This window comes from Anabaena sp. FACHB-83, from assembly GCF_014697485.1.
In the GTDB taxonomy this organism is placed as follows: domain Bacteria; phylum Cyanobacteriota; class Cyanobacteriia; order Cyanobacteriales; family Nostocaceae; genus Nostoc_B.
The window spans coordinates 1-22168 of the sequence record NZ_JACJRY010000016.1 but is presented as its reverse complement, the minus strand read 5'-3'; the positions used below and the strand labels follow the sequence as shown (position 1 = coordinate 22168).

20 protein-coding genes are annotated in these 22168 nt (G+C 40.6%); 9 read left to right on the top strand and 11 right to left on the bottom strand.

From position 1 onward, the window contains the following. Positions 1-13: 13 nt before the first annotated feature. The 3 genes from H6G79_RS19205 (at position 14) to H6G79_RS19195 (ending at position 3087) form a co-directional block, all read left to right on the top strand. Positions 14-1132 (top strand): type IV pilus twitching motility protein PilT, encoded by a 1119-nt coding sequence (locus tag H6G79_RS19205; RefSeq protein ID WP_190591481.1) that lies wholly within the window; start codon positions 14-16, stop codon positions 1130-1132. 109 nt (positions 1133-1241) lie between these two features. After that, positions 1242-2465 carry a type II secretion system F family protein gene (locus H6G79_RS19200; protein ID WP_190591480.1) on the top strand — a complete coding sequence of 408 codons (1224 nt, stop codon included), beginning with the start codon at positions 1242-1244 and terminating at the stop codon, positions 2463-2465. Between the two features lie 64 nt (positions 2466-2529). Further along, positions 2530-3087 (top strand): hypothetical protein, encoded by a 558-nt coding sequence (locus H6G79_RS19195; protein ID WP_190591479.1) that lies wholly within the window; start codon positions 2530-2532, stop codon positions 3085-3087. 251 nt (positions 3088-3338) lie between these two features. On the opposite strand, the gene H6G79_RS19190 is transcribed toward H6G79_RS19195, so the two are convergent. The 5 genes from H6G79_RS19190 to H6G79_RS19170 form a co-directional block, all read right to left on the bottom strand. Beyond that, positions 3339-5618: an NACHT domain-containing NTPase gene (locus tag H6G79_RS19190; protein ID WP_190591478.1), complete on the bottom strand. Its 2280-nt coding sequence runs from the start codon at positions 5616-5618 to the stop codon at positions 3339-3341. Between the two features lie 35 nt (positions 5619-5653). After that, positions 5654-6262 (bottom strand): CHAT domain-containing protein, encoded by a 609-nt coding sequence (locus H6G79_RS19185; RefSeq protein WP_199334003.1) that lies wholly within the window; start codon positions 6260-6262, stop codon positions 5654-5656. A 249-nt stretch (positions 6263-6511) separates the two neighbouring features. After that, positions 6512-7522, bottom strand: coding sequence for a saccharopine dehydrogenase-like oxidoreductase (locus tag H6G79_RS19180; protein WP_190591477.1), 1011 nt, complete (start codon positions 7520-7522; stop codon positions 6512-6514). A gap of 593 nt (positions 7523-8115) precedes the next feature. Further along, entirely contained in the window at positions 8116-8943 is an 828-nt protein-coding gene (locus H6G79_RS19175) for a HEAT repeat domain-containing protein (protein ID WP_190591476.1), read from the bottom strand. A gap of 33 nt (positions 8944-8976) precedes the next feature. Continuing rightward, positions 8977-10470, bottom strand: coding sequence for a tetratricopeptide repeat protein (locus H6G79_RS19170; protein WP_190591475.1), 1494 nt, complete (start codon positions 10468-10470; stop codon positions 8977-8979). Between the two features lie 325 nt (positions 10471-10795). Here H6G79_RS19170 and H6G79_RS19165 point away from each other — a divergent pair, with 325 nt between their 5' ends. Continuing rightward, the gene (locus tag H6G79_RS19165; RefSeq protein WP_190591474.1) at positions 10796-11656 is read left to right on the top strand and encodes a hypothetical protein; all 861 of its coding nucleotides are present in this window, start codon (positions 10796-10798) and stop codon (positions 11654-11656) included. 45 nt (positions 11657-11701) lie between these two features. Here H6G79_RS19165 and H6G79_RS19160 read toward each other — a convergent pair whose 3' ends face one another. Together H6G79_RS19160 and H6G79_RS19155 are read right to left on the bottom strand one after the other, a co-directional pair. Continuing rightward, positions 11702-13555: an aspartate kinase gene (locus H6G79_RS19160; protein WP_190591473.1), complete on the bottom strand. Its 1854-nt coding sequence runs from the start codon at positions 13553-13555 to the stop codon at positions 11702-11704. A gap of 191 nt (positions 13556-13746) precedes the next feature. Continuing rightward, complete coding sequence (locus tag H6G79_RS19155; protein ID WP_190591472.1) at positions 13747-14376, bottom strand: DedA family protein; 630 nt, start codon at positions 14374-14376, stop codon at positions 13747-13749. A 539-nt stretch (positions 14377-14915) separates the two neighbouring features. Between H6G79_RS19155 and H6G79_RS19150 the strand changes: the two genes are divergently transcribed. Next, positions 14916-15269, top strand: a complete 354-nt coding sequence (locus H6G79_RS19150) for an STAS domain-containing protein (RefSeq protein ID WP_190591471.1) — start codon at positions 14916-14918, stop codon at positions 15267-15269. Positions 15270-15535: 266 nt separating this feature from the next. Here the strand turns inward: H6G79_RS19150 and H6G79_RS19145 are convergent, their stop codons facing one another. Both H6G79_RS19145 and rpsF read right to left on the bottom strand, forming a co-directional pair. Continuing rightward, positions 15536-16096, bottom strand: coding sequence for an Npun_F5560 family protein (locus tag H6G79_RS19145; RefSeq protein WP_190591470.1), 561 nt, complete (start codon positions 16094-16096; stop codon positions 15536-15538). Positions 16097-16461: 365 nt separating this feature from the next. After that, entirely contained in the window at positions 16462-16788 is a 327-nt protein-coding gene (gene rpsF, locus H6G79_RS19140) for a 30S ribosomal protein S6 (RefSeq protein ID WP_190591469.1), read from the bottom strand. A 3-nt stretch (positions 16789-16791) separates the two neighbouring features. Between rpsF and H6G79_RS19135 the strand changes: the two genes are divergently transcribed. Together H6G79_RS19135 and H6G79_RS19130 are read left to right on the top strand one after the other, a co-directional pair. Next, positions 16792-17199, top strand: a complete 408-nt coding sequence (locus H6G79_RS19135; protein WP_190591468.1) for a hypothetical protein — start codon at positions 16792-16794, stop codon at positions 17197-17199. Positions 17200-17274: 75 nt separating this feature from the next. Next, on the top strand, positions 17275-18048 hold the full coding sequence (locus H6G79_RS19130; protein WP_190591467.1) for a fumarylacetoacetate hydrolase family protein: 774 nt from the start codon (positions 17275-17277) through the stop codon (positions 18046-18048). A 57-nt stretch (positions 18049-18105) separates the two neighbouring features. Here the strand turns inward: H6G79_RS19130 and H6G79_RS19125 are convergent, their stop codons facing one another. Both H6G79_RS19125 and H6G79_RS19120 read right to left on the bottom strand, forming a co-directional pair. Next, positions 18106-18582 (bottom strand): Tic20 family protein, encoded by a 477-nt coding sequence (locus H6G79_RS19125; protein ID WP_190591466.1) that lies wholly within the window; start codon positions 18580-18582, stop codon positions 18106-18108. Between the two features lie 80 nt (positions 18583-18662). Then, positions 18663-18860 (bottom strand): hypothetical protein, encoded by a 198-nt coding sequence (locus tag H6G79_RS19120; RefSeq protein WP_190591465.1) that lies wholly within the window; start codon positions 18858-18860, stop codon positions 18663-18665. Between the two features lie 665 nt (positions 18861-19525). On the opposite strand from H6G79_RS19120, the gene glyA reads away from it, so the two are divergent. Then, complete coding sequence (gene glyA, locus H6G79_RS19115) at positions 19526-20809, top strand: serine hydroxymethyltransferase (protein WP_190591464.1); 1284 nt, start codon at positions 19526-19528, stop codon at positions 20807-20809. A gap of 169 nt (positions 20810-20978) precedes the next feature. After that, complete coding sequence (locus tag H6G79_RS19110; protein ID WP_190591463.1) at positions 20979-22025, top strand: glycosyltransferase family 4 protein; 1047 nt, start codon at positions 20979-20981, stop codon at positions 22023-22025. Positions 22026-22168 lie beyond the last annotated feature (143 nt).

The following is a 22168-nucleotide window of genomic DNA, read 5'->3' as shown; positions in this document are numbered from 1 at the left end:
AGGAAGCAGAACTATGGAAATGATGATTGAAGACTTGATGGAACAAATGATTGAAATGGGTGGTTCGGATATGCACTTATCTGCTGGCTTGCCTCCCTACTTCCGCATTAGTGGTAAACTCACACCCATTGGCGATCAAGTCTTGACTAATGATCAATGCCAAAGATTAATCTTTAGTATGCTCAATAATACCCAGCGTAAAACTCTAGAACAAACCTGGGAATTAGATTGTTCTTATGGCGTAAAGGGTTTGGCACGTTTTCGGGTGAATGTTTACAAAGAACGAGGCTCTTATGCAGCTTGTTTACGAGCCTTAAGTTCCAAAATTCCTAACTTTGAAAAACTAGGTTTACCAGATGTTGTCCGAGAAATGGCAGATAAGCCCAGAGGCTTAATTTTGGTGACAGGCCCTACAGGTTCTGGCAAAACAACAACTCTCGCCGCCATCATTGACTTGATTAATCGTACTAAAGCCGAACATATTTTGACGGTAGAAGACCCAATTGAATTTGTCTACGAACCAATTAAAAGCTTAGTTCACCAACGGCAGTTGGGCGAAGATACAAAGAGCTTTGCTAACGCCTTAAAAGCTGCCCTCCGGGAAGATCCAGACATTATGCTGGTGGGGGAAATGCGGGATTTAGAAACAATTTCTTTGGCAATCTCCGCCGCAGAAACAGGTCACTTGGTATTCGGCACACTACACACTAGTTCCGCCGCCCAAACAGTTGACCGGATTATCGACGTTTTCCCTCATGAAAGACAAACCCAAGTACGGGTACAGTTATCTAACTCCCTCGTCGCCGTATTTAGCCAAACTTTAGTACCGAAGAAAAACCCCAAACCAGGGGAGTACGGTCGAGTCATGGCTCAAGAAATTTTGATTGTGACTCCAGCTATTTCTAACTTGATTCGAGAAGGTAAAACTTCACAGATTTACTCAGCAATTCAGACAGGCGGTAAGTTAGGAATGCAAACTCTGGAGAAAGTTTTAGCTGATTACTACAAAGCCGGAACAATTTCTTTTGAAGCAGCAATGTCTAAGACTTCCAAGCCCGATGAAATTCAACGTTTGATTGGGGCATCAACACCCCCAGCCGGAGCAAAACCTGGTGCTGCTAAAGCTCACTAAAATTTCATGTTGAATCAGACAAGTAATAATTAATAGTCAATTATTAGTTGGCTATTAATTATTGCTGATTGACCAAATTTAAAATTTTGAATTTTGAATTCATCTATCTATGCCAACCTTCATCGCCAAAATTCGAGATCCTCAAGGAAAATCTCGAACTGAAAAAATCGTTGCTGAATCTCTAGCCGAAGCCCGGACTAATCTTAGAGATAAAGGTTTTTTAGTTCAAGAACTCAAACAATCTCAAGGCTTGCCACTCAGTTTTGATTTCCAAAAAATTAAGAATTCATTTGTTAAGGTTCCAATTAAAGAAAAAGCGGTTTTTTCTCGACAACTTGCGACCTTAGTCAATGCGGGTGTTGCCATTGTGAGAGGTTTGGGGGTACTGGCAGAGCAGTGTACCAATCCAAAGATGAAACAAGCACTCATTGATATTAGTAATGATGTGCAGAGTGGTGTCAATCTTTCCGATTCTATGCGGAAGCATCCTGACTGTTTTGATGGTTTGTATGTCAGTATGATTCAAGCTGGCGAAGTTGGGGGTGTTTTAGATGAAGTACTCAATCGTTTAGCGAAGTTACTAGAAGATGTAGCGAGACTACAAAACCAGATTAAATCCGCACTAGCTTATCCAACGGTGGTAGGTTTTATTGCTGTTAGTATCTTTGTTGGGATGACAGTTTTTCTCTTACCTATTTTTGCAAAAATATTCACGGAAATAGGTACAGAATTACCTCCTTTAACACAATTTTTGATGACATGTAGTGAAATTTTAAGAAGTTGGAGAGTTTTCATTATTATTGGTGCTTTTGTTGGAGCAAAATTTGCCTATCGTCAGTACTATAAAACTCGTGTTGGCAGAGAAACTATTGATCGTTTATCTCTAAAAATGCCTTTATTTGGTGATTTGATTCAAAAATCTTCCGTAGCTAGATTTAGCCGGACTTTTGGTTCTTTGACTCGTTCAGGCGTGCCGATTTTGACTTCCCTAGAAATTGTCCGAGATACATCAGGAAATCAAGTTATTGCGAATGCGATAGATGGCGCTCGTTTAGAAGTTCAACAAGGCGGGATGATTAGTCTTGCTCTCCAAAAGGCAAATGTCTTTCCGGCAATGGCAATCCAAATGATTAGTATTGGGGAAGAAACGGGAGAATTAGATGGGATGTTAATGAAAGTTGCTGACTTCTATGAAGATGAAGTTGAGCAAGCGGTAAAAGCTCTCACTAGTGTTCTTGAACCAATCATGATTTTGGTTTTGGGAAGTATGGTTGGTACTATTTTGATGTCGATGTATTTGCCGTTATTCAAGGTGTTTGAAAAGCTGGGATAAAAAGCGAAAGGATGAAGTTTCATACTTCATCCTTCACACTTTATACTTCATACTTTATAAAATTATGCCTGTACAGAAATCTCACTATGAAGCCAGCTTGGCAGAGTATAGCAATCATCAAGCGGCGATCGCTCTCCTCAAACAACATCGACCATACCTAGAAATGATTCCTAGTTTGCGTCGCCCAGATGAAAGCTTAATTACTATTCCTTTACCTATTGTTCGTCTGCGTAAAACTGTTTCCGAGGTTCCCCAGGCAATTTGTCTACCCTGTGATGTGGCAATTTTAATGTGCGATCCAGAATGGAAAATTAAAACAGGAGCCGAAATCTTAATCTTTATTCACCGCCCCCATGAAGACTTTTCTGATTTGTTGGGACGTTGGCGACAAACCCAAATTTTCTTAGATCAAGACTATGAATGGTTAATGCCACCTCGCCATAGTCACATATTAAGTGAAGGAGCAAATACTATATATCCGTTGTTTGTAGTGTTTAGTGAAACATCAGAACGCATTCAACGAGGTCTTATCGGTGCAGAGTTGCCATTTGTGATGCAAACATCATATTTGCTATTGGAAGAAGAACGAAGAGAGGAAGAGGGGCTAGAGGCTAGGGAATAGAGTTTTAACAGTACAAGGTATGACAGCCGAGGCTGATAATCAATTAAAATTATAGTATTGCTGTGAAGTTGTTTCTTCTAGGAGATATTAGACTTAGTAAAGTTTGCAGGTGTTTTCCAAGATGATCCGCTTTTTGATGATTTTGTCGAAAATATGGCTTCATATCGACAGGAATTAGATGCAGAAATCGCTGCTTATGAAGCCTCTTTAGAGGAGCATCAGTCAGCTTGAGTCGATTGCCATAAAATGTTTTACTCGGCTGTTTCACGTTTGCGTTTTTCAATTTCAGTGTTTGGGAGTAAAAGCCCTGCCTCAATTGTCTTTTTCTGATCTAAGTCAATATCGCTTTGACTCAAGCAATCTAAAAGAAGTTTATTTAAGGAATAGTATTGTTCAAGTTTTTCTTTTTGCATATCACTAAATTGCCAATCATGTCTAATTTGATGACTATTAATAAATATTTCTCTTAGATTTTTAAGCACACTCTTGCCATTTTCTAGCCAAAATTTTCTTAATAATTCTAGTTTTTCTTTTTTTTCTGTTTTGCACCACACACTATATGATATTTTTTCTGGAATTTGCTCATTAATTTTTATCAATTCGGCTGTTTGTGAAGCAAAATCAAGCTCACATATATTTTGAATTATAGACTTTACTTCAGAATGACAAACATCTAGTTCCTGTTTTGTGTCAGATTCGCTAACATAAACGCCTTGAGATAAATATTCAACTATATCCATAACAACTTTCACACAAAAATCAATCTTAAATTTTTTTGGTAAATCATTTTTGTTTTCGTATTTTATTAAATATGATATTGTACCTATTGAAGATTTATAAGCACCACCACCCCCAACACCCAGATTCAAACCAAGATATAGTGAAAGCCCAAAAGAGATAGACGATTCCATAGGAAAAGATTTAGATTTTGAAGCCTTCGGGTGATAAAATTGGTGGTGGGGTAATCCGTCATAAATTATTTCATAATCATCATCATAATCTCTTATAAAAGGACAGCGATATGTTTTTGAAAAGGCAAAATAAAATGCCCTTAAAGCTACCAATATATCAGGCATTCCGATAGAATTAGATTTGTCATAAACCCATTGCATATAACTTTGTATATCTTCATCTGATTTAATAAATTCATTTGTCTTGCTTTGTATATCTATGAGAAAGTTGAATGGATCTTCTAACTTCTCTGCTGTCATCAAGCAAACTTCTCTCCAATGCTTTTCAGTTATATACTGTGAGATGTTAGCTGATGTTTTTTGAGTAGTTAAATTGACAGGTTCATAGTTCCGAGTCAACACTTCTGAAACAAGATATTCTTGAAAAGTCAAATGTGAAAACGACCACACCTTCTGCGCTCGTTCAATCAACAAGCCATGCTGAGACTCAATTGCTTTTAAAACCCCTCGACTTTCCCTTTGTTCAATTCCCAAAAACTCTCCGATATACCCTTCTAACTCCTCCTGCTCAAACAGTACATACTGTTGCTGCACAAACTTCTTCACTGCTAAAAAGCTTAAAAGCTCCAACTTACGTTCCACAGATAAATCTCGATAAATCTCATCCCTCTCAATTGAGCGCGATTGATCCCACTTTTCCAAGAGTAATTCCAATCCTTCTTCATATAACTTGGAACGCTTGGAGTAAAATTTCCTTGTTTGCTGGAAGACTGCACAAGTCAAACTTAGCAAAATTGGCGTAATCGCAAGTTCTCGAATTGTCTTATTTTCCTCTAGAAACAACTGTTCTAAAAATTCTCGCGCTTGTTTATTACCCTCTTCCGCATCTGCATACACCGTACTAAACCAATGCGCTGCAAATGCTCTCACCTGCTCCTCATTAAAATCAGCTACTTCTACACAGGTGAAGTGTTGTGATTTCCAATCCAATAAGTCTGGTAGAGTTTGCGTCCGACAAGTCACCACTACCTGTACTTGCGGATAAACACGGGCGAAACGCTTAATTTCTTTGGCGATTTGCTTTGCTGCTTCCCCTGTCACTTCATCCAAGCCATCCAGCAATACCAAGGCTCGTCCTTGACTGAGGATTAATTCAACGTCTACATGACTCAATCGCCAAAGGTGCGCTAAAAACGGCTCTAAGTTATATCCATACTGACTTCCATCCTCCACAAAATACCGCAGTTTAATCAATACGGGAATTCGCTGTGTTTTTAATTTGCCATCATTACATTCGGTGACGATTCTTTGCAAATACGTCGTTTTCCCCGAACCAGGTTTACCCACTACCATCAAATTTGTATTCCGTTCCAGCGCAGCTAACCCTGATATGCGTTGCTGTTGTCTACCTAAACCAATTCGTTCTAAACTGCGATCGCTAAAATTACCCTTTGTAAAATCCTGCCATAAATCATCTAGTTCCGACCTGTGGTTGCTGCTGAGTGACTCCAGGATATTTACATCTACAAATAAATCGCCCAAAGAAACCAAACGGTCTATTCCCCATAAAGGCATTACACCATGCGAACTTTGAATATCATCGTGGAGACGATGACGCACTTGTTGTACTAAGTCATCAATCGGATTTTGTGCCTTTAATTGGGATTTTTTTTTACATTTTTGAAGACTGGGGTATGTTCCTCCGGGATTCCTTGCAATGAGATCGCATCACAACCACCATAATAAGCATCTTCATACGACCAACCAGCACCTAACTCATCATAAAAACCAACTGCAAACTTAATTGCTGCCTTGTCTCCAATTTTGTCATTCATCCCGATCACATAATCAATGTATTCAGCGATCGCATCTGCTTGAATCTCAGAATAACAAGCGTTGAGAACAACACACTCTAACCCTCGTGGAGCAAATCGTTTAAATAAGTTTGCTAAAGCTGGGATGGGGACAAGTTGACCTTTACCTGTATCGTCTTCCAAAACTAGTCCATCTTCACCCGAACCATGTCCGCAAAAGTGAACAATCTCTGGATTAAATTCCAACAAAGCACGACGCAAAGAATCAGGAGTAACAGCCCATTTTGCCTGCAAATTAAACTTGTCTCTGTGCTGCGATCTTCGCAAACCCTCGTCAATTTCCCGGACTTCTTGATCTAGGCGTAATCTAGCTCCATTTGTTGGGCTGGATGCTAACACTAAAATGGTTTTGTGTGAACTACTTTGAGGATTTTCTTCTAGTTGAGCCAAGTTATGAATCTCCTTTGCGGCGCACAACTTACCAGATATCTGCGGCGTTATAGATTCGGATTATAACACGAGCAACTTGCCAAATTGCTTCTGCATCAAGTCCTTAGTATTAGCCCTGTCAAGGTAGCTCGAAAAATTTATTGTTTCTCTATCAGCTATTTGTTTAACCAAGAAAGACACAAAGGAAAGAGACGATAAGTAAAGTTTTCGAGAATTTTTATGTACCTTGACAGGAATACCTCCAGCAGCTTATTTCACAAACTGAGGCATGATTTCAGCTGCGGTGAATATGCCGTAAATACCGCGTTGATGTAGTTGCATTCCCGCTTTGAGATAACCGAAAGCTGGGCCGCAGACGTTTGCTGCCATACTGGTTTCATCACCTAATGTAAAGGTATGAGTAGAAATCTTTCCTTCAAAGGTGCGCCCTGTAACTTTAACATTGGTGCTGAGGGGCTTTTTGGGATTGCGGGTATCCACTACACCGCCAACAGTAACGCGATCGCGTGATACTATTCCAGCTAACTCTAACATCACATCATCGGCGTGTTCCATGTTTTCTAAGGTCAACACGCCATTGGTTTTATCCAGTAATGCTTCTACCTCTGCGTCAGTCATTGCCCGTGCAGTTTCTACGGTATAACCGGGTATATGACCGATATCTTCTCGCACGGTGGCGCGGTAAGCTTCCCAGTTAGCAATACCGACACCAAAGGTAATCTCGACTTTGTGAATTTCGGCGTAGCTTTGGGCGGCTAAAGCAGCAGCAGCAGTTAACAGTCCTGGTGTTGCACCACATCCTGTCATGTAGGTAATACCTGCGGCTTGTAGTTCGTCTTTCATCGCAATTAGCTGTTCTACCGCACTGGTACGCTTAATTGCATCCACTAACACACCGCGCCAACCAGATTGAATAAACTGCCGCGCTACGGAAGGAATAAAATCATTGGGTAGGTTGGGTAATGCCAAAAAGTACCCATCTACAGGTTGATTTGTATCAATTAAATCTTGAATACTGTTGTTTGTTAATGTCCCGACTGGTTCTAAATAACCTACAGAACCTTGAGATTGATAAATGGCAATGCAATCTTTAAAATTTAACCCTTCCGCAGCGTAAGCATAGCCTTTTTGATCTGCCACTGCTACTAAAGTCATTTCTCGTTTACCAGCAAGTACTTTGGCGGCTGCTTGTCCGAGTCCACCAAAACCCAGTACTCCCACACGTAACGCTGGCGCAAGATTGAGATTTTCTGTACTCATAGTGAATTTCTGAAGTTGAATCAAAAGCTTGGAGTCTGAACCATCTTGGCTGATGGTGGTTGCTCTCAGCTATAAAGGTTAATTATGCTTTATTATCCTGGTTTCTTCCCCAACCAGATCAGTTTTTTTACCAGAAATTCTTGCTTGGTAATTTGGGTTTGGGCAAATTTTCACGCAGATCACCTGAAAAAGCGAGAGAAAGAGGATGATCGTGTTAAAGCTGAATAGGTAGAGGATATTCAGGGAAAATATTGATGCTGCGATCGCAATTTCAGAGCAAACACAACCCATCGACCGTGAAATTTTTATAAACTGAATCATCATCTTCAATGTGAAGATATTGACTATTTTTCTTTAAATATACATTTTCTGGATAAGTAGAAGGACTAAATTAAACCTAACTTGAAGTTGCCGGGTTTCGACTGCGCTCAACCCTCGTCTTCTCAAGGATCGAGCATTGAGCGTTCGCGTAGCGTCTCCCTTGGGGAGAAGTCGAAATGCGTCTTCTAAATAATTGTGTCCACCTACTTAATGTTCTAGACGATTTAAGGTAATTTTAACGAACTTTAGGGAAAATAGTATTATTGTCTAAGTTATAATTGTTGAATTTTGTTATCGATAAATGTTTCTAACTCTTGCATAGTATACGTGAAAAGATTGTTAGTAGACATATAATAAGAGAATAAATTAACAACATCAGAAAAGCAAAAATATGGTTCTAACTTTTTCAAATCTTTTCTCTGTTTTTTATAATCTGATTTAGACATATTTTCTTGCATTTTCCGATTTTGTAATACTAATAATTGATATTCATATTCAGCCTCTGCTTGTACAAGTGGATGTGAGTCATTCCGCAATTTATCAGAAAAATTGTATTTCATAGAAAAAGTTGCATCCTGTTCACTTGCTGAATTGTACATAAATTCTCCTAGTAAATTTATAACAGCCCAGCGTGTTGTGTAATATTGGCTGTTCACCATACTTGCAAGTATATCCGAACGATTTTCTACACCAAGCCAGAATAATTCACCTAGGAGTCGTGGTAATAAAATCGGATCACTTTCCCTATATTCATAAAATGCTTGCAGTAAAACAGGGACACTCTCATAACTACATATCTTTCCTAGGGTATAAATTACTTGTCTACGAATAAAGTGATTTTCTACAAATACAAGACGTTCTAACTCAGGAATAATTACAGGTTCTAATTGTGTTTCCCAAGATATTTTGCAAGTCTCATTACGAGAACAACTCAAGACAAAATCTGTAATAAATAGCCCAGCATAACCAACAACATCTGGGTCATGATTTTGCAGCATTTTAATTAAAGTCTCAATTGCATCAGGAGATGTCGCAACCTCAGCCATATAGTCTGAGTCTCCTAAATGGGAGAGATAGTTAATAATTTTAGTCTCTAGCATTTTTAATGAAAATATTCTGTCAAGCAAAAATAACTACTTCTGCAATGCTTTGATTTCTTGGACTATCCTGTTATAACCTGATTGGTCGCCTTGTTCTTGAAATAATTTTTCAGCTTTTTCAAAATCTCTCAGTGCTGCTTTTTTCTTACCTAATTGGACGTTGATTAAACCCCGATGATAATAGGCTAAACCATCGTTAGAATTAAGTGCGATCGCTCTATTAAAATCCAGTATTGCGCTTTGATATTCTTTCACTTTCACCCGCGCTAAACCCCGTCCATAGTAAGCGTAGGAGTTTTGAGAGTTAAGTTTAATCGCTTTTGTGTAGTCTGCGATCGCGTCTTTATATTTACCCAACCCGAATAAAGCAAATCCTCGGTCATAATAAGCATTAGCATCTTGAGGATTCAGGGCGATTGCTTGACTCGAATCTGCTTGGGCTTTTTCATAATCTCCTAAGCGAGAAAACGCATCACCCCGATGGTTATAAGCCAAAGAATTCTGGGGATTGATTTCCAGGGTTTGAGTTAAATTATCTACAGACTCTTGATAGTTCCCTTGCTCATATTCACTGACACCTTCTTGATAAAGCAACTGTTCACTATTAACTGGTGTTAACCAGTGGCTAAACCAGCCGATAAACATAGCAGCCAACAAACTAGCAATTCCGAAAATAACAAATTTAAACTTTTGAATCTGTAATGTTTGTGGTTGATATTGTTGATTTTTTAATTCTTGTAGGTCATTGATCACATCGGTTACAGACTGGTAACGTTTCTGGTAGTCAAACCTGACCATTTGATTAATAATGCGTGTAAATTCTCGGCTAACTTTTATTGTTCGATCACGCCAGATAATTTCACCTGTTAGTAAGTTTTTTTGACTTTGTAATCTTGATACTTCTTCGTAAGATAAGCCCATAATTGCTGCGATCGCAATCATGCCCAAAGCGTAAATATCACTGTTATAGTGTGGTTGTCCTTGTAACTGCTCTAAAGGTATATATTCTAAATTACTAACTGTAGTCGTCACCATTTCCTTGAGAGAGCCAAAATCAACTAAAACTAATTTATTATCTGAGTGTCGGCGAATAATATTTTCTGGCTGAATATCTTGGTGAATGATACTATGACGATGTATAAACAGTAAAATGTCTAATATTTCTAATAACAAGTTAATAACTTGGTCTTCTCTCAGAGGAAACCCTACTAAGATTTCTTCAGCTAATTGATGTCCATCAATTAATTCTTGAACTAGATAAAATTCTTCATTGGATTCAAAATAATCAATGATTTTCTGGATTCTGTCATTTTCCTGGGCTAGTTGTTTTAATATCTTAGCTTCCTGGAAAAAAGACTTTCGCAACCAAGCTAAATTTTGCAGATGATGAGTTTCTGGGCGTAGTTGCTGAAGAATAAATAACTGATTAGGAATTTGAATATCTTCAACTAGATAGATATTTACCGACTCCTCTATGTACAATAATTGCAGGATACGGTAACGTGTACCCAGAATTTGCTCATCCATATATAAGCTTTTATACGAATTTAAGTAATTATATACTGATATTATTACCAGTATAATTTTTATGGGGATCAAATAGTTACAAAAAATCTACAAAGATGCAGAATACTCTTAATTCATCTCATTAATTTTCAGAACTGGCATAAAGCAGTATAGCTAAAACTTTGATATTCCACCATTCTCAATAGCTTTAATTGTCAATCTGAGGATTACTGAGTAACTACTCAATAATTCCAAAATGTGAAGATTGCCGTGGGATCACTCATGACAGGCTATTGCTCAGTACGGTAAAAGAGTTGTAATCGAATTGCTATAAACGCCAAATAGCTTGAACATCAACTTATTCAAACGTAACCAAAATCAAGTAACTGCGACCAAGCGTCAGTTTCTGAAGGCGCTACGTCGGCGTGATCCTGCGGCTATCCAAGGCTTAACAATGCGATCGCAAAATATAATCGGCGAAGAAAAATTAACCCAGATCGTCGATGAAGTATTGCGTGAGTGTGATGCTGACAGCCATAGTTGGTTTTTTACTAATTTTCTAGGGCAATTTAGATATCAACAGATGCAGCAAGCTGCTCAAAATAATGTCTTTCATATACTTGTTACCGCAGGTTTAGAACCGGGAAAGGACTTTAGTTTTGGGTTAGATGGTGAGATGATTGTGAGCGATCGCGCCAAGCAAATCTTACTCGATCACCTCCCGCACGAACAGCGAAAACTGTTTGCGGCACAATTGCAAGTCTCGGCAGTGGCAGATCCGATTGTGGCAATTGAAAAGCAATTGGGCTGTCCTTTTTATCAAAATTTAACTAAAATTGCGGCGGATAAAGTCAAGCAACTAAATAACAAGCAAGCTGCTGCTTATTTAGGGGTCTTACTGGCTGGTTTAGTCAAGCGCCATCCAGCCCTGCAAGATGTTGACTTTCCCACAAAGTTTATTTTGAATACTCTGCAAAGCTTACCACAGCAGCGAGCCACAGCTATATTAAACGATCCCGAAACCGATCCACAGTTTGATGAAGTAATTATCTTCCAAGATTTATTAGCCGCAATGACAGAACCGGAAACCAGCGAAACCGAAAACGTTAATAGCTTAGAACAACTCAAAAAACTCGATAGAGTTTGGTGTGGTGAATATCGCCTTGCCGAAATCGTCGCCAGCTTGGAAGAGTTATCTAGGGAATAATAAATCCCCAGATAAAATTACGTCAAACCTTGAGTTTGGCTGAGTTTATACTGGCACTACGAATTTCTCGCTACCAGCAAGCCCAAAGGCTGCATGAATCGCTTGTAAAGCTTTCACGCCTTGTTCTTGGGCGACAACACAACTAATTTTAATTTCTGAGGTAGCAATCATTTGAATATTGATTTGGTGTTGCGCCAACGCTTCAAACATTTTGGCTGCTACACCTGGCTGTGCTACCATCCCTGCGCCGACAATGCTAACTTTAGCGATCGCACTATCTAATACAACTTCACCCCAACCTAATTCTGCTGCAACTTGAGTTAGCAGTTTTTGGGCAGTTTCCCCGTCCATCCGTGGAACTGTAAAAGCAATATCCCGTTTGGGAACACCATCAATGATGCGACAGCGTTGCGATTGAATAATCATATCCACGCTGATATTGTGCTGTGCCAATATGCCAAACAATTTCGCTGCCATTCCTGCTTTATCAGGAACTTGGCGAATCGCCAGACGTGCTTGGTTCAAGTCTAAGGCAACACCGCGCACAGGGGAAGAAGAAACGGGGCAGGGCGCAGGGAGTGGAGGGCAAGGAAATACTTCTTGTTCCCTAATTGTTGTTTCCTCTGTCTCTCCCTTAGCTACAATTTCAAAGGCGTTACTGAGTGCAGCCACGGCGCGATCGCAGTCTACGGCATCAACTACACAGCTAACTTTGACTTCACTGGTAGAAATCATTTGAATGTTCACCCCGGCTTCAGCAAGGGTAGCGAACATTTTCGCCGCCACCCCAGGACGGCCAATCATCCCTGCACCTGCAATACTGACTTTAGCAATGTCTTGTTCTACCATCACTTCCGCTTCGTCTGATTTGGGGTTGGATGGATTTCTCAGGGCGGGTGCGATCGCTGCTGCTACTGCTTCTGCCCGTTTTAATATTGGTGTAGTGACTGTAAAGGCAATATCGTTACTATTACCTTCATGGATTGATTGAATAATTAAGTCTACATCGACGTTTTGCCGAGCAATTTCTCCAAATAACTTGGCTGCTACCCCTGGCTTATCGGGGACTCGTAACAAAGCCACCCTGGCTTGATTGGTATCAAATTCTACCGCATCCACAGGACGGGCAATTTCCAGATTGATTAGCGATCGCTCTTGGGGTTTGGAAGATGTTACCCAAGTACCGGGGTCATCTGTCCAACTAGACCGCACTACCAAAGGTACACCATAGTTCCTGGCAATTTCCACTGAGCGCGGATGTAAGACTTTTGCCCCCAAGCTTGCCAGTTCGAGCATTTCATTACAGGTAATCGCATCCATCAACTGGGCTTCGGGAACTAAGCGGGGGTCTGTAGTTAAAATCCCTGGTACGTCTGTATAAATTTCACAAAAATCTGCTTGGATTGCTGCTGCTAATGCCACGGCTGAAGTATCCGAACCACCACGTCCCAAGGTAGTAATTTCTAACTCTCCAGTGCTGGATATGCCTTGAAAGCCAGCTACCACAACTACTTTACCTTCTCTAATATGCCGCAACAGGCGGTCTGTTTCGATGCGTAAAATTCGGGCGCGGGTGTGTTCAGCTTCTGTTACAATTCCTACTTGTGCGCCAGTCATGGAAATTGCTGGTTGTCCAATTTCTTGCAATGCCATACTGAGTAAAGCAATCGTCACCTGTTCCCCAGTAGATAGCAACATATCCATTTCCCGGCGATTAGGATTTTGAGAAATTTCGTTGGCTAGTTTGACAAGTCCATCTGTAGTTTTCCCCATTGCGGAAACTACGACAACCAAAGAGTTTCCGGCTTTAACTGTTTTAGAGACACGCTGTGCAACAGCTTGGATGCGTTCGACTGAACCGACAGATGTACCACCGAATTTCTGAACTATAAGCGCCATATCTTTGTCTTAAATGAAGTTTGCCTACTTTCATCAAGGCTCCTACCGGGTTAGGAAGCTTTGAAGGCATTAGCAGTAGTTATTTAGTTTACAGAAAATATTGGGTAGTTTGAAATTTTCATAAAAATAAAAAAAGGCAAAAGCCAAAGAAATTTTCTTTTGACTTTTGCCTTTTTACTGTTTACTTATATTTATTCGCCTGCTGCACGCTTAACTTGTCGGGATTCCAACCACAAGGGAATGACAATCACAGCAACTAAAATCAGTAAGGCTGCGATCGCAAATTGGCTTACCCAAGCAACTAATTGTTCTAAAGAAATTACTCTGCCTGCAAAAAAAGCTAATGTCACCATCACAGCCGCCCAAGTGGTTGCGCCTGCTAGGTTATATAAGAAGAATTTTGGGAACGGTATTTCTGCAATTCCAGCTAAAGGAGCCGCAAAAATTCGCAACAAAGCGAAAAACCTACCAAAAAATACAGCTTTAATAGCATTTTGACTAAATTGCTCTTTAATATTGAGTAATTTTTCTTCAGAAATTCTAAATATTTTCCCGATTTGCAACAGGAAAGGCCAGCCTCCCAGTCTACCAATCCAATAGCCGCAAGCACCGCCAATCATAGCACCTGCAACAGCATCACCCACAACTAACCAGTAACTTAGTTCATCACTACCAGCTAGAAACCCACCGACAAGGGTGACGGTTTCACCAGGAAGAGGAATGCCCAAGTTTTCTAGTAAAATTCCCAAAAAAATTGCCCAGTAACCATACTGGTGAGCAAATTCCTGGATGTTTTCTAGTGAAATAAATTCAAGAGACATCCCGCACCGCCGCCTTTACAATTTTTTACCTTTACTCTATCTTGGCGTGTTTGTGGCTGGAGTGTCAATCAACGTACTGTTTTAACAACTCTTATTAGTTTTAAGGGAGCAGAGGTTAGAGGCTGGAGGTTAGAGGTTAGATAAATTTACTTCACTGGCATAGAAACCGCAGTATATTGCCTTACTGATAGCTTAGGCTTGATGATAATTATAACTTATTTGGTATTGACTATTATGCTTTTAAGCGTTACTAGCACAGTTGCATAGTATCTCTAACAAATCAATAAATTTTTTATGAAAAATTTACAAAAATCTCGCTAAATTATGAAAATTTTGTAAAAGCTATTATTGATACTGAATTTACTAGGCGTTTGTGCCTATATTTAGAAGAGTTAGTACAAATTATTACGGCATGAATACGTAAGCTAATTCAATCAAGTTCACAGCACTTGCGAGTTAGCAGTTTTTCATTCTTGGAACCGTGCAGTATTGATGTCAATTTTCATTTTGTCCAGTAGTTCAACTACCCAGATAAATACATGACTATCGCACAAGAATTGCAAGTGGTTTTATTTAAACCCCAAGGGAGCATAGACTTGCAGGGTGGTATGGCTCTTAGCCAAAGTATGGCAGAAGTAATACCCCAGCCTGATCAACTTTGGGTCATTGACCTCGCAGAAGTAGATTTCATGGATAGTTCTGGTTTAGTGCCGTTAGTTAAAGCACTGACAACAGCCCGACAATGCGGTTGTCGATTAGTGATTTGTAATGCCAAAGCGCCTGTAAGGTTAATTTTAGAACTGACCCAGTTGGATTCGGTTTTTGAAATTTTTAACACTTACGAAGACATCACCAATGTGATTAATCAACAGACTTTGCCACTAGCAAGTTAACTTATTATTTTAGCAATAAAAATGCTTAGTGTCTAACAAGAACAATTACAGCGTTTTTCGATTGAGTGCAGTACAAGTTGATCGGGGATAGAGGCTAGAGGCTGGATTGACGTACCTCATTGGAATGAAAAATGCTGTAATGTTGATAGCGATCGCTAGATTGCTGTAGGGCTAAAATTTTGCACCCGCACAAAGTCAATAAAATAAAAGTCTCAACTTACGAACAGTGAAGACTTTGAGAGCCTGTGATTGCAGGCTTTATTTTTTTAAGCATTTTGTACCGCCGAAACATTTCCTTGTCCTGTAGCAGGGCGAGGAAAGTTCGGTAAGTCAATACCACTGTGGCTGGAGTTACGAGTTTTTAGCGCCAAACGATAGCTGACACTTTGCAGTTCTGCTTGCAGCTTGCGGTTTTCTCTTTGCAGAACGGCAACTTTTTCTCTGATGGGAGTCATTCGTTCCTCAAACTTCCGACGATAAATTTGAGGTAATTCTTGTACTACCTGCTCCAACATCCGGCTGCGGTCTGTTAACTCTTGGACAGACTGGCGCAGTTGATAAATTTCGCCATCACGAGTGGCGATTTGCTCTTGATAAAAAGTTACCTGCTGCTCAACAGCTTGTAATTGTTCTCGTAACGCTTGCAACTGACTTAAATCGCGCTCTGATTCAGAACGTTGGGGCATGAAATTAGCATTGCCCTTCACCAGCCGAAAGAGTTCTTGAGATAACTGCTGCACTAATTGGTCTCGCAGTTGCAGCTCTTGGCGCAATTGCGAGACTTCTTGAGAGAGAGCTTGGATGTTGGGTATGTCAGTTTGGCTCACAGTGGCTTACAGCTCCCGTTGACGAATCTTGGATCATCTTAGGTATAACGGCGATCGTACTGCCTTTGGCAAGTACTTGTTAATTTAGCATTCCCAACCGAAGCACAAAAAAGTCAAAGGTAAAAAAAATTTTTGTTTTACTGTATCCAGTACTGAGTTTTGTAGTATAAAAACTCAGTACTGGGTACTTAATTATGTCCTTAGTACAGTATGGCGTAAATCAAGCAAGCAATTGAAACAAGTGCAAAACTGAGAAGAAAAACACTCTTTCTTTTTACGTTTGCCTTCTTACAAAGTTAGGCGGGACGGAAACCGACACCGCCTACTTTGCGCTTTTTACGTTTGCCTTTTTGTACTATTTTGTACTATGCAGTTACGGCAACTTTTTCTGCTGCTGGTGCTGCAACTTCTTGCTTAATGGTCAAGTAGCGAATTACTTCTTCACTCAAACGCATAGCACGTTCTAAAGGAGCAACAATGGTTCCTGGCCCGGTGTAGTTTAGTTGGATGTAGATTCCATCCCGTTGCTTTTTGATTTCGTAAGCCAGACGACGCTTACCCCGATTTTGAATTTCAATATTTTCGGCACCTTGCTCTTGAATCAAGGTTTGGTATTTAGCGATCGCTTGATCTACCTGTTCGTCATTGAGATCAGGACGCAGGATATACATTGTTTCGTAAACTGTGGACATGAGTTGAAAATCCCCTTTTGGACAAGTTGGCTGCTTGCGTTAAATGATACAAATATTCCTAGAGAATATTCGTACACTTCAACATCTGAAGCAACAAGGAACTATAATTTTACCAGTTTTTTATATGAATCATCAGCAAAATCTGCCGAAATTCGTACTTTAGCCAAAAGTTATTTTATGGATGAGAAGGAGTCAATGAGAAGAAAGGGGGTAGAGGGGGACGGGATGTTGTGCCTATTTGCCTGCTCTACGCAGGGGAACTGGGTAAAATTCTCTCTTCTGCTCCCCATCACCGAATCTTGCTCCCCCCTGCTCCCGGCTCTTTTTGCCCCGCCTCTTCCGGTAAACAACCGCAAATTAATTGATCTATTGGCTGAACCAACAGGTATGCTTCCCAAAGGGGGCTATTAACTCCTGACTTTCATTGCTGAAGATTCTTTGTGCTTAAAACTCTTAATTGCAGACAATAAGGATATTATCAAGGTTATGGCACAGCGTTATGTGCGAGTTCAAAATCCAGAAGGCAAAATTTACTATGGTTTGCTCCAACTATCTCTGAATGTACAGGTGTTGGATGCGCCGCCTTGGTTACAGGGACAACCAACAGATTTAGTGTTAGCACCCGATAGTTACCAAATTCTGTCTCCTTGCGCTCCCTCAAAAATTATAGCGGTTGGTAAAAATTATGCAGACCACGCAGCAGAGATGGGAACATCTGTACCGAGTGAGCCATTGATTTTTCTCAAACCGCCAACATCGATTATTGCGACTGAAGCCAATATCAAATATCCCCTTCAGTCTCACAGAGTTGATTATGAAGGTGAATTAGCCTTGATAATTGGCGATCGCGCTTGTGACTGCACCCCAGAAGAAGCTCAAACCAAAATTTGGGGTTATACAATCGCTAATGATGTGACAGCGCGAGATTTACAACAAAAAGATGGTCAATGGACGAGAGCCAAGGGGTTTGATACCTTTTGTCCCCTAGGCCCTTGGATTGTCCGAGAATTAAATCCAGGTGCAAGATTGCAGACTTTCATCAACGATGAACCAAATCCCGTACAATCTGCGGGGATTGATCAGATGGTTTTTCCTCCTGATGTTTTGGTATCTTACATCAGTAAAGTGATGACCCTGATACCAGGGGATGTGGTACTAACGGGTACACCATTGGGTATTGGCCCTTTGCACATAGGCGATCGCATCCGAGTAGAAATCGAAGGCATTGGTCGTCTAGAAAACACCATCGTAGCCCGTTAAGCAGTGCTGAGTCACAAAACTAGCCCCTAGCCTCTAGCCTCTAATTCATACATCCAGTTACCGTACCTGCATATAAACAGCATCGGAAATTGCGGGAATTTCTGCGTAACGTCCCAAAAGCGACTGGATGACTGAATATCCTACTGCTGCTACGATGCCTAAGAAAATAGTGCTATATAACGTTTGAATGGCAAAGCCACTACCAGGAATCTGCGCCACAATGTTAGTCAGAATCCGACACAAAAAGATAATAATGTCTAGAAGAATCGCTTGCATGGTGTTGAAGCGAATGAAATGAGAAATATTTTCGTTTCTCACGACTAACAACCATAAAGCAAAGAAAATTATGATTCCGGCAAAACTAACGCTGTAATAAAGACTTATTAACGGCATCAATGGTAGGAATACCAGTCCTAAAATAGGAAACTGTGTTAATAAGACACTACTAAATACAAAAACCTCAACTAGAGGTAGCAAATAAGGTAAACAAGCAAAAATGCGATCAGAAACGTTTGTCGAACCACGCCAGGCCATTTTGCGTTCTCCTGTGGCAGAATTTTCAGAGTTACTTGAGCCTAGGATAACGCAGTTGTCTAGTCTCCCAGAAGCGAGAATCAGCGAATCTCGGCAATCCGAAAGCCCATGATACACTCATACTGCTCTGGTTGTTGTTCGGTGAGTTTGCGAATAGCTTGACCACAATGCAGTTGTCCACCATTCCACCGGGGTTGACCACTCCTATTCGCCAGTACACAAGACTGACACACCTGCTCAGGAGCAAGGATTTGATCATCCATTAAAATGACTAACATCCAACAACCTCCTGTAAATTTCCAAATTATTGATCTTGGTTCAGCTAAAAAAATTTTTGTTGGTAGCTCAAAAACTGCTGGTGACAGAATTTACCCAAGTTCTACATCAAAGCCAAATTGCTTTGGTGTAAAAATTCAGCACTCAGGAGTCAGAAGTCAGAATAATAAAGTCCAGTAGTAAGTCAGGAAATAAATTTATCAAATATTGTTCCTGATTCTTTAACCCTTATAGCTCCTGAATTCTGACGCTTTGGTTTAGCTGCTTAGTTGGGCTGTGCTGCTCCTCTAAAGTTGTTTTTGAGAAAAATGAGGTTAATCGCCAAAGATTCCTCAGTGAACCTTAACTTTATTTTATGTTGAGTTTTTCGGAGATTGAGTTATGAAGTCATAACTCAATACATAAATTTTCAACCCAATGTTAAGTAATGTTTGTTGTATTCTCTAGATAACTGTTAAGTTCATGTTCCAGAAAGAGCTTTATAATAATTAACACATCAATGGGACTTAATCGGGCTGGGAGCTAAGTAATCAATTTTAGTTACTACCAATAGTGAATAGTCGGCAGTCAATAAATCTGGCAATGTAAACCTTTGACTGCGAGTTATTACTTTGAAACTCAGTTCCAAAAAATACCATTGTCCAAATTTCCACTAAGGATAGTTAAAGTGACTAGGACTAATTCAGATTTTCTTGCATCTTCTGACCCCGCGATCGCCGGATTAATCAATGAAGAACTCCAGCGTCAACGCGACCACTTAGAGTTGATTGCGAGTGAAAACTTCACCTCTGCGGCTGTACTGGCGGCTCAAGGTTCAGTCTTAACTAATAAATATGCTGAAGGACTGCCCGGTAAACGTTATTATGGCGGCTGTGAATTTGTTGATAAAGTCGAACAAATTGCCATTGACCGAGCTAAACAAATGTTTGGTGCGGCTCATGCTAACGTCCAACCCCATTCCGGCGCACAAGCCAACTTTGCAGTTTTCCTGACTTTACTCGAACCAGGCGACAAAATCATGGGGATGGATTTGTCTCATGGTGGACACCTGACTCACGGTTCGCCTGTTAACGTTTCGGGTAAGTGGTTCCAAGTCAGTCACTACGGTGTTAGTAAAGAAACAGAACAACTCGACTACGACCAAATTCGAGAGCTGGCGTTAAGGGAGCGTCCAAAGCTGTTGATTTGTGGTTATTCGGCTTATCCTCGGATTATTGACTTTGAAAAATTCCGTAGTATTGCTGATGAAGTTGGTGCTTATCTACTAGCTGATATTGCTCACATCGCTGGTTTAGTGGCTTCTGGCTTACATCCCGATCCCATTCCTTACTGTGATGTGGTCACAACGACTACTCACAAAACCTTGCGCGGCCCCAGAGGCGGATTAATCTTAACTAAAGATGCCGAATTGGGTAAAAAGCTGGATAAATCAGTTTTTCCTGGAACCCAAGGCGGGCCTTTAGAACACGTCATTGCAGGTAAAGCAGTGGCTTTTGGTGAAGTTTTAAAGCCAGAGTTTAAAACCTATTCTGCACAGGTAATTGAAAATGCACGAGCTTTAGCCACACAACTGCAAAACCGTGGTTTAAAGTTGGTATCTGATGGTACAGATAACCATTTGATGCTTGTAGATTTACGCTCCATTGGTTTGACAGGTAAACAAGCCGATCAACTGGTAAGCGGTGTAAATATTACTGCAAATAAAAATACCGTACCCTTTGATCCCCAATCACCATTTGTTACCAGTGGTTTGAGACTAGGTTCTCCCGCCATGACTACCAGAGGATTGGGTGTAGCAGAGTTTACCGAAATTGGTGATATTATTGCCGATCGCCTGCTCAACCCCGAATCAGAAGCAGTCGCAGCTGATTGTAAACGTCGAGTAGGGGCATTGTGCGATCGCTTCCCCCTATATCCCCACCTGCAAATTCCCGTACCCGCACTAGCATAAAGTCAAAAGTCAAAAGTCAAAAGGCAAAAGAATCATTGGTTTTTCCTTTTGCCTTTTAGCTTTTGACTAAAAAATCTTCTGCTGATAAAAACCGAAAATGTAGTAGATATTAAGTAGAACCCTCCCTCGGTAGAGTTTTGTCTTAACCACTACTTAATTTAAAATACAGATGCCTGCTCAGATTTATCATCTGATTGCCTTCCTGGTCGCAGCCGTAGTCGTTCTCTGGACTACGCCTGATATAAAAAACATTGGTATAAAAAGTGGAACTGTAGATAAACCCGGTGGTCGAAAAGTTCATGAACGCCCGATGGTACGTCTGGGTGGAGTTTCTATCTTCGCAGGTACTCTCATTTCTCTACTCATTGTTTGGTGGCTAGGTGGATTTGCCAATTTACCGCCTGACAAAGAATGGCAAATTTGGGGTGTTACCTTGGGGGGTTTGGGCTTTTTTCTCATTGGTTTAGCAGACGATTTACTCAATCTATCTCCCTTGGGAAGATTGATTTTACAAGTAATCGTTGCTGCTGGCGCGTGGAAAGCAGGTGTAAGTATAGACTTTATCACAGTCCCCACTATCGGCATAGTTGACCTAAACTGGCTAAGTTTACCAATCACTGTAATTTGGCTGGTGGGGATGGTGAACGCTATCAACTGGATTGACGGTTTAGATGGTTTAGCGGCTGGTGTGTCGGGAATTGCAGCCATAGTTATGCTTTTGGTGTCTTTATTTATGCACCAACCAGCCGCAGCCTTAATTGCAGCTGCTTTAGCTGGCGCAGCATTAGGTTTTCTTCGCTATAATTTCAACCCGGCCCAAATCTTTATGGGAGATGGCGGGTCTTATTTTATGGGATTCACCTTAGCGGCTGTAGGCGTAATTGGTTTGGTGAAAGTTCCAGCTTTTACCGCCGTAATTTTGCCTTATTTAATTTTGGCAGTACCAATTTTAGATATGTCAGCAGTGATTTTGACACGCCTTCGCCGTGGTCAATTGCCTTGGGTAGCAGATAGATGTCACTTACACCACCGATTACTACAAGCTGGTTTATCTCATCGCTGGACTGTGTTATTTATTTATACACTCACGCTCTGGGTTGGCAGTTTAGCCTTAGCCGTAGCTGGTATCCCTAGTGGTATTGCTTATGCTTTTGGTGCTACTTCATTGCTAACTTACACAAGTTGGCGAGTTTGGAAACGCTCTCAGCAAAAGTAAAAACTAGCAAGGTAAAAGAAATACAGTATTATGAACTACCCCTGGCTAACTTCGTTTGAGCCAGGGGTTTCTACATCCCCTAGCGTAGCCTGAGATTTTTGACGCTTCATTTGACCCAGGTTCTTCATGCTTCCCGCAGTCTT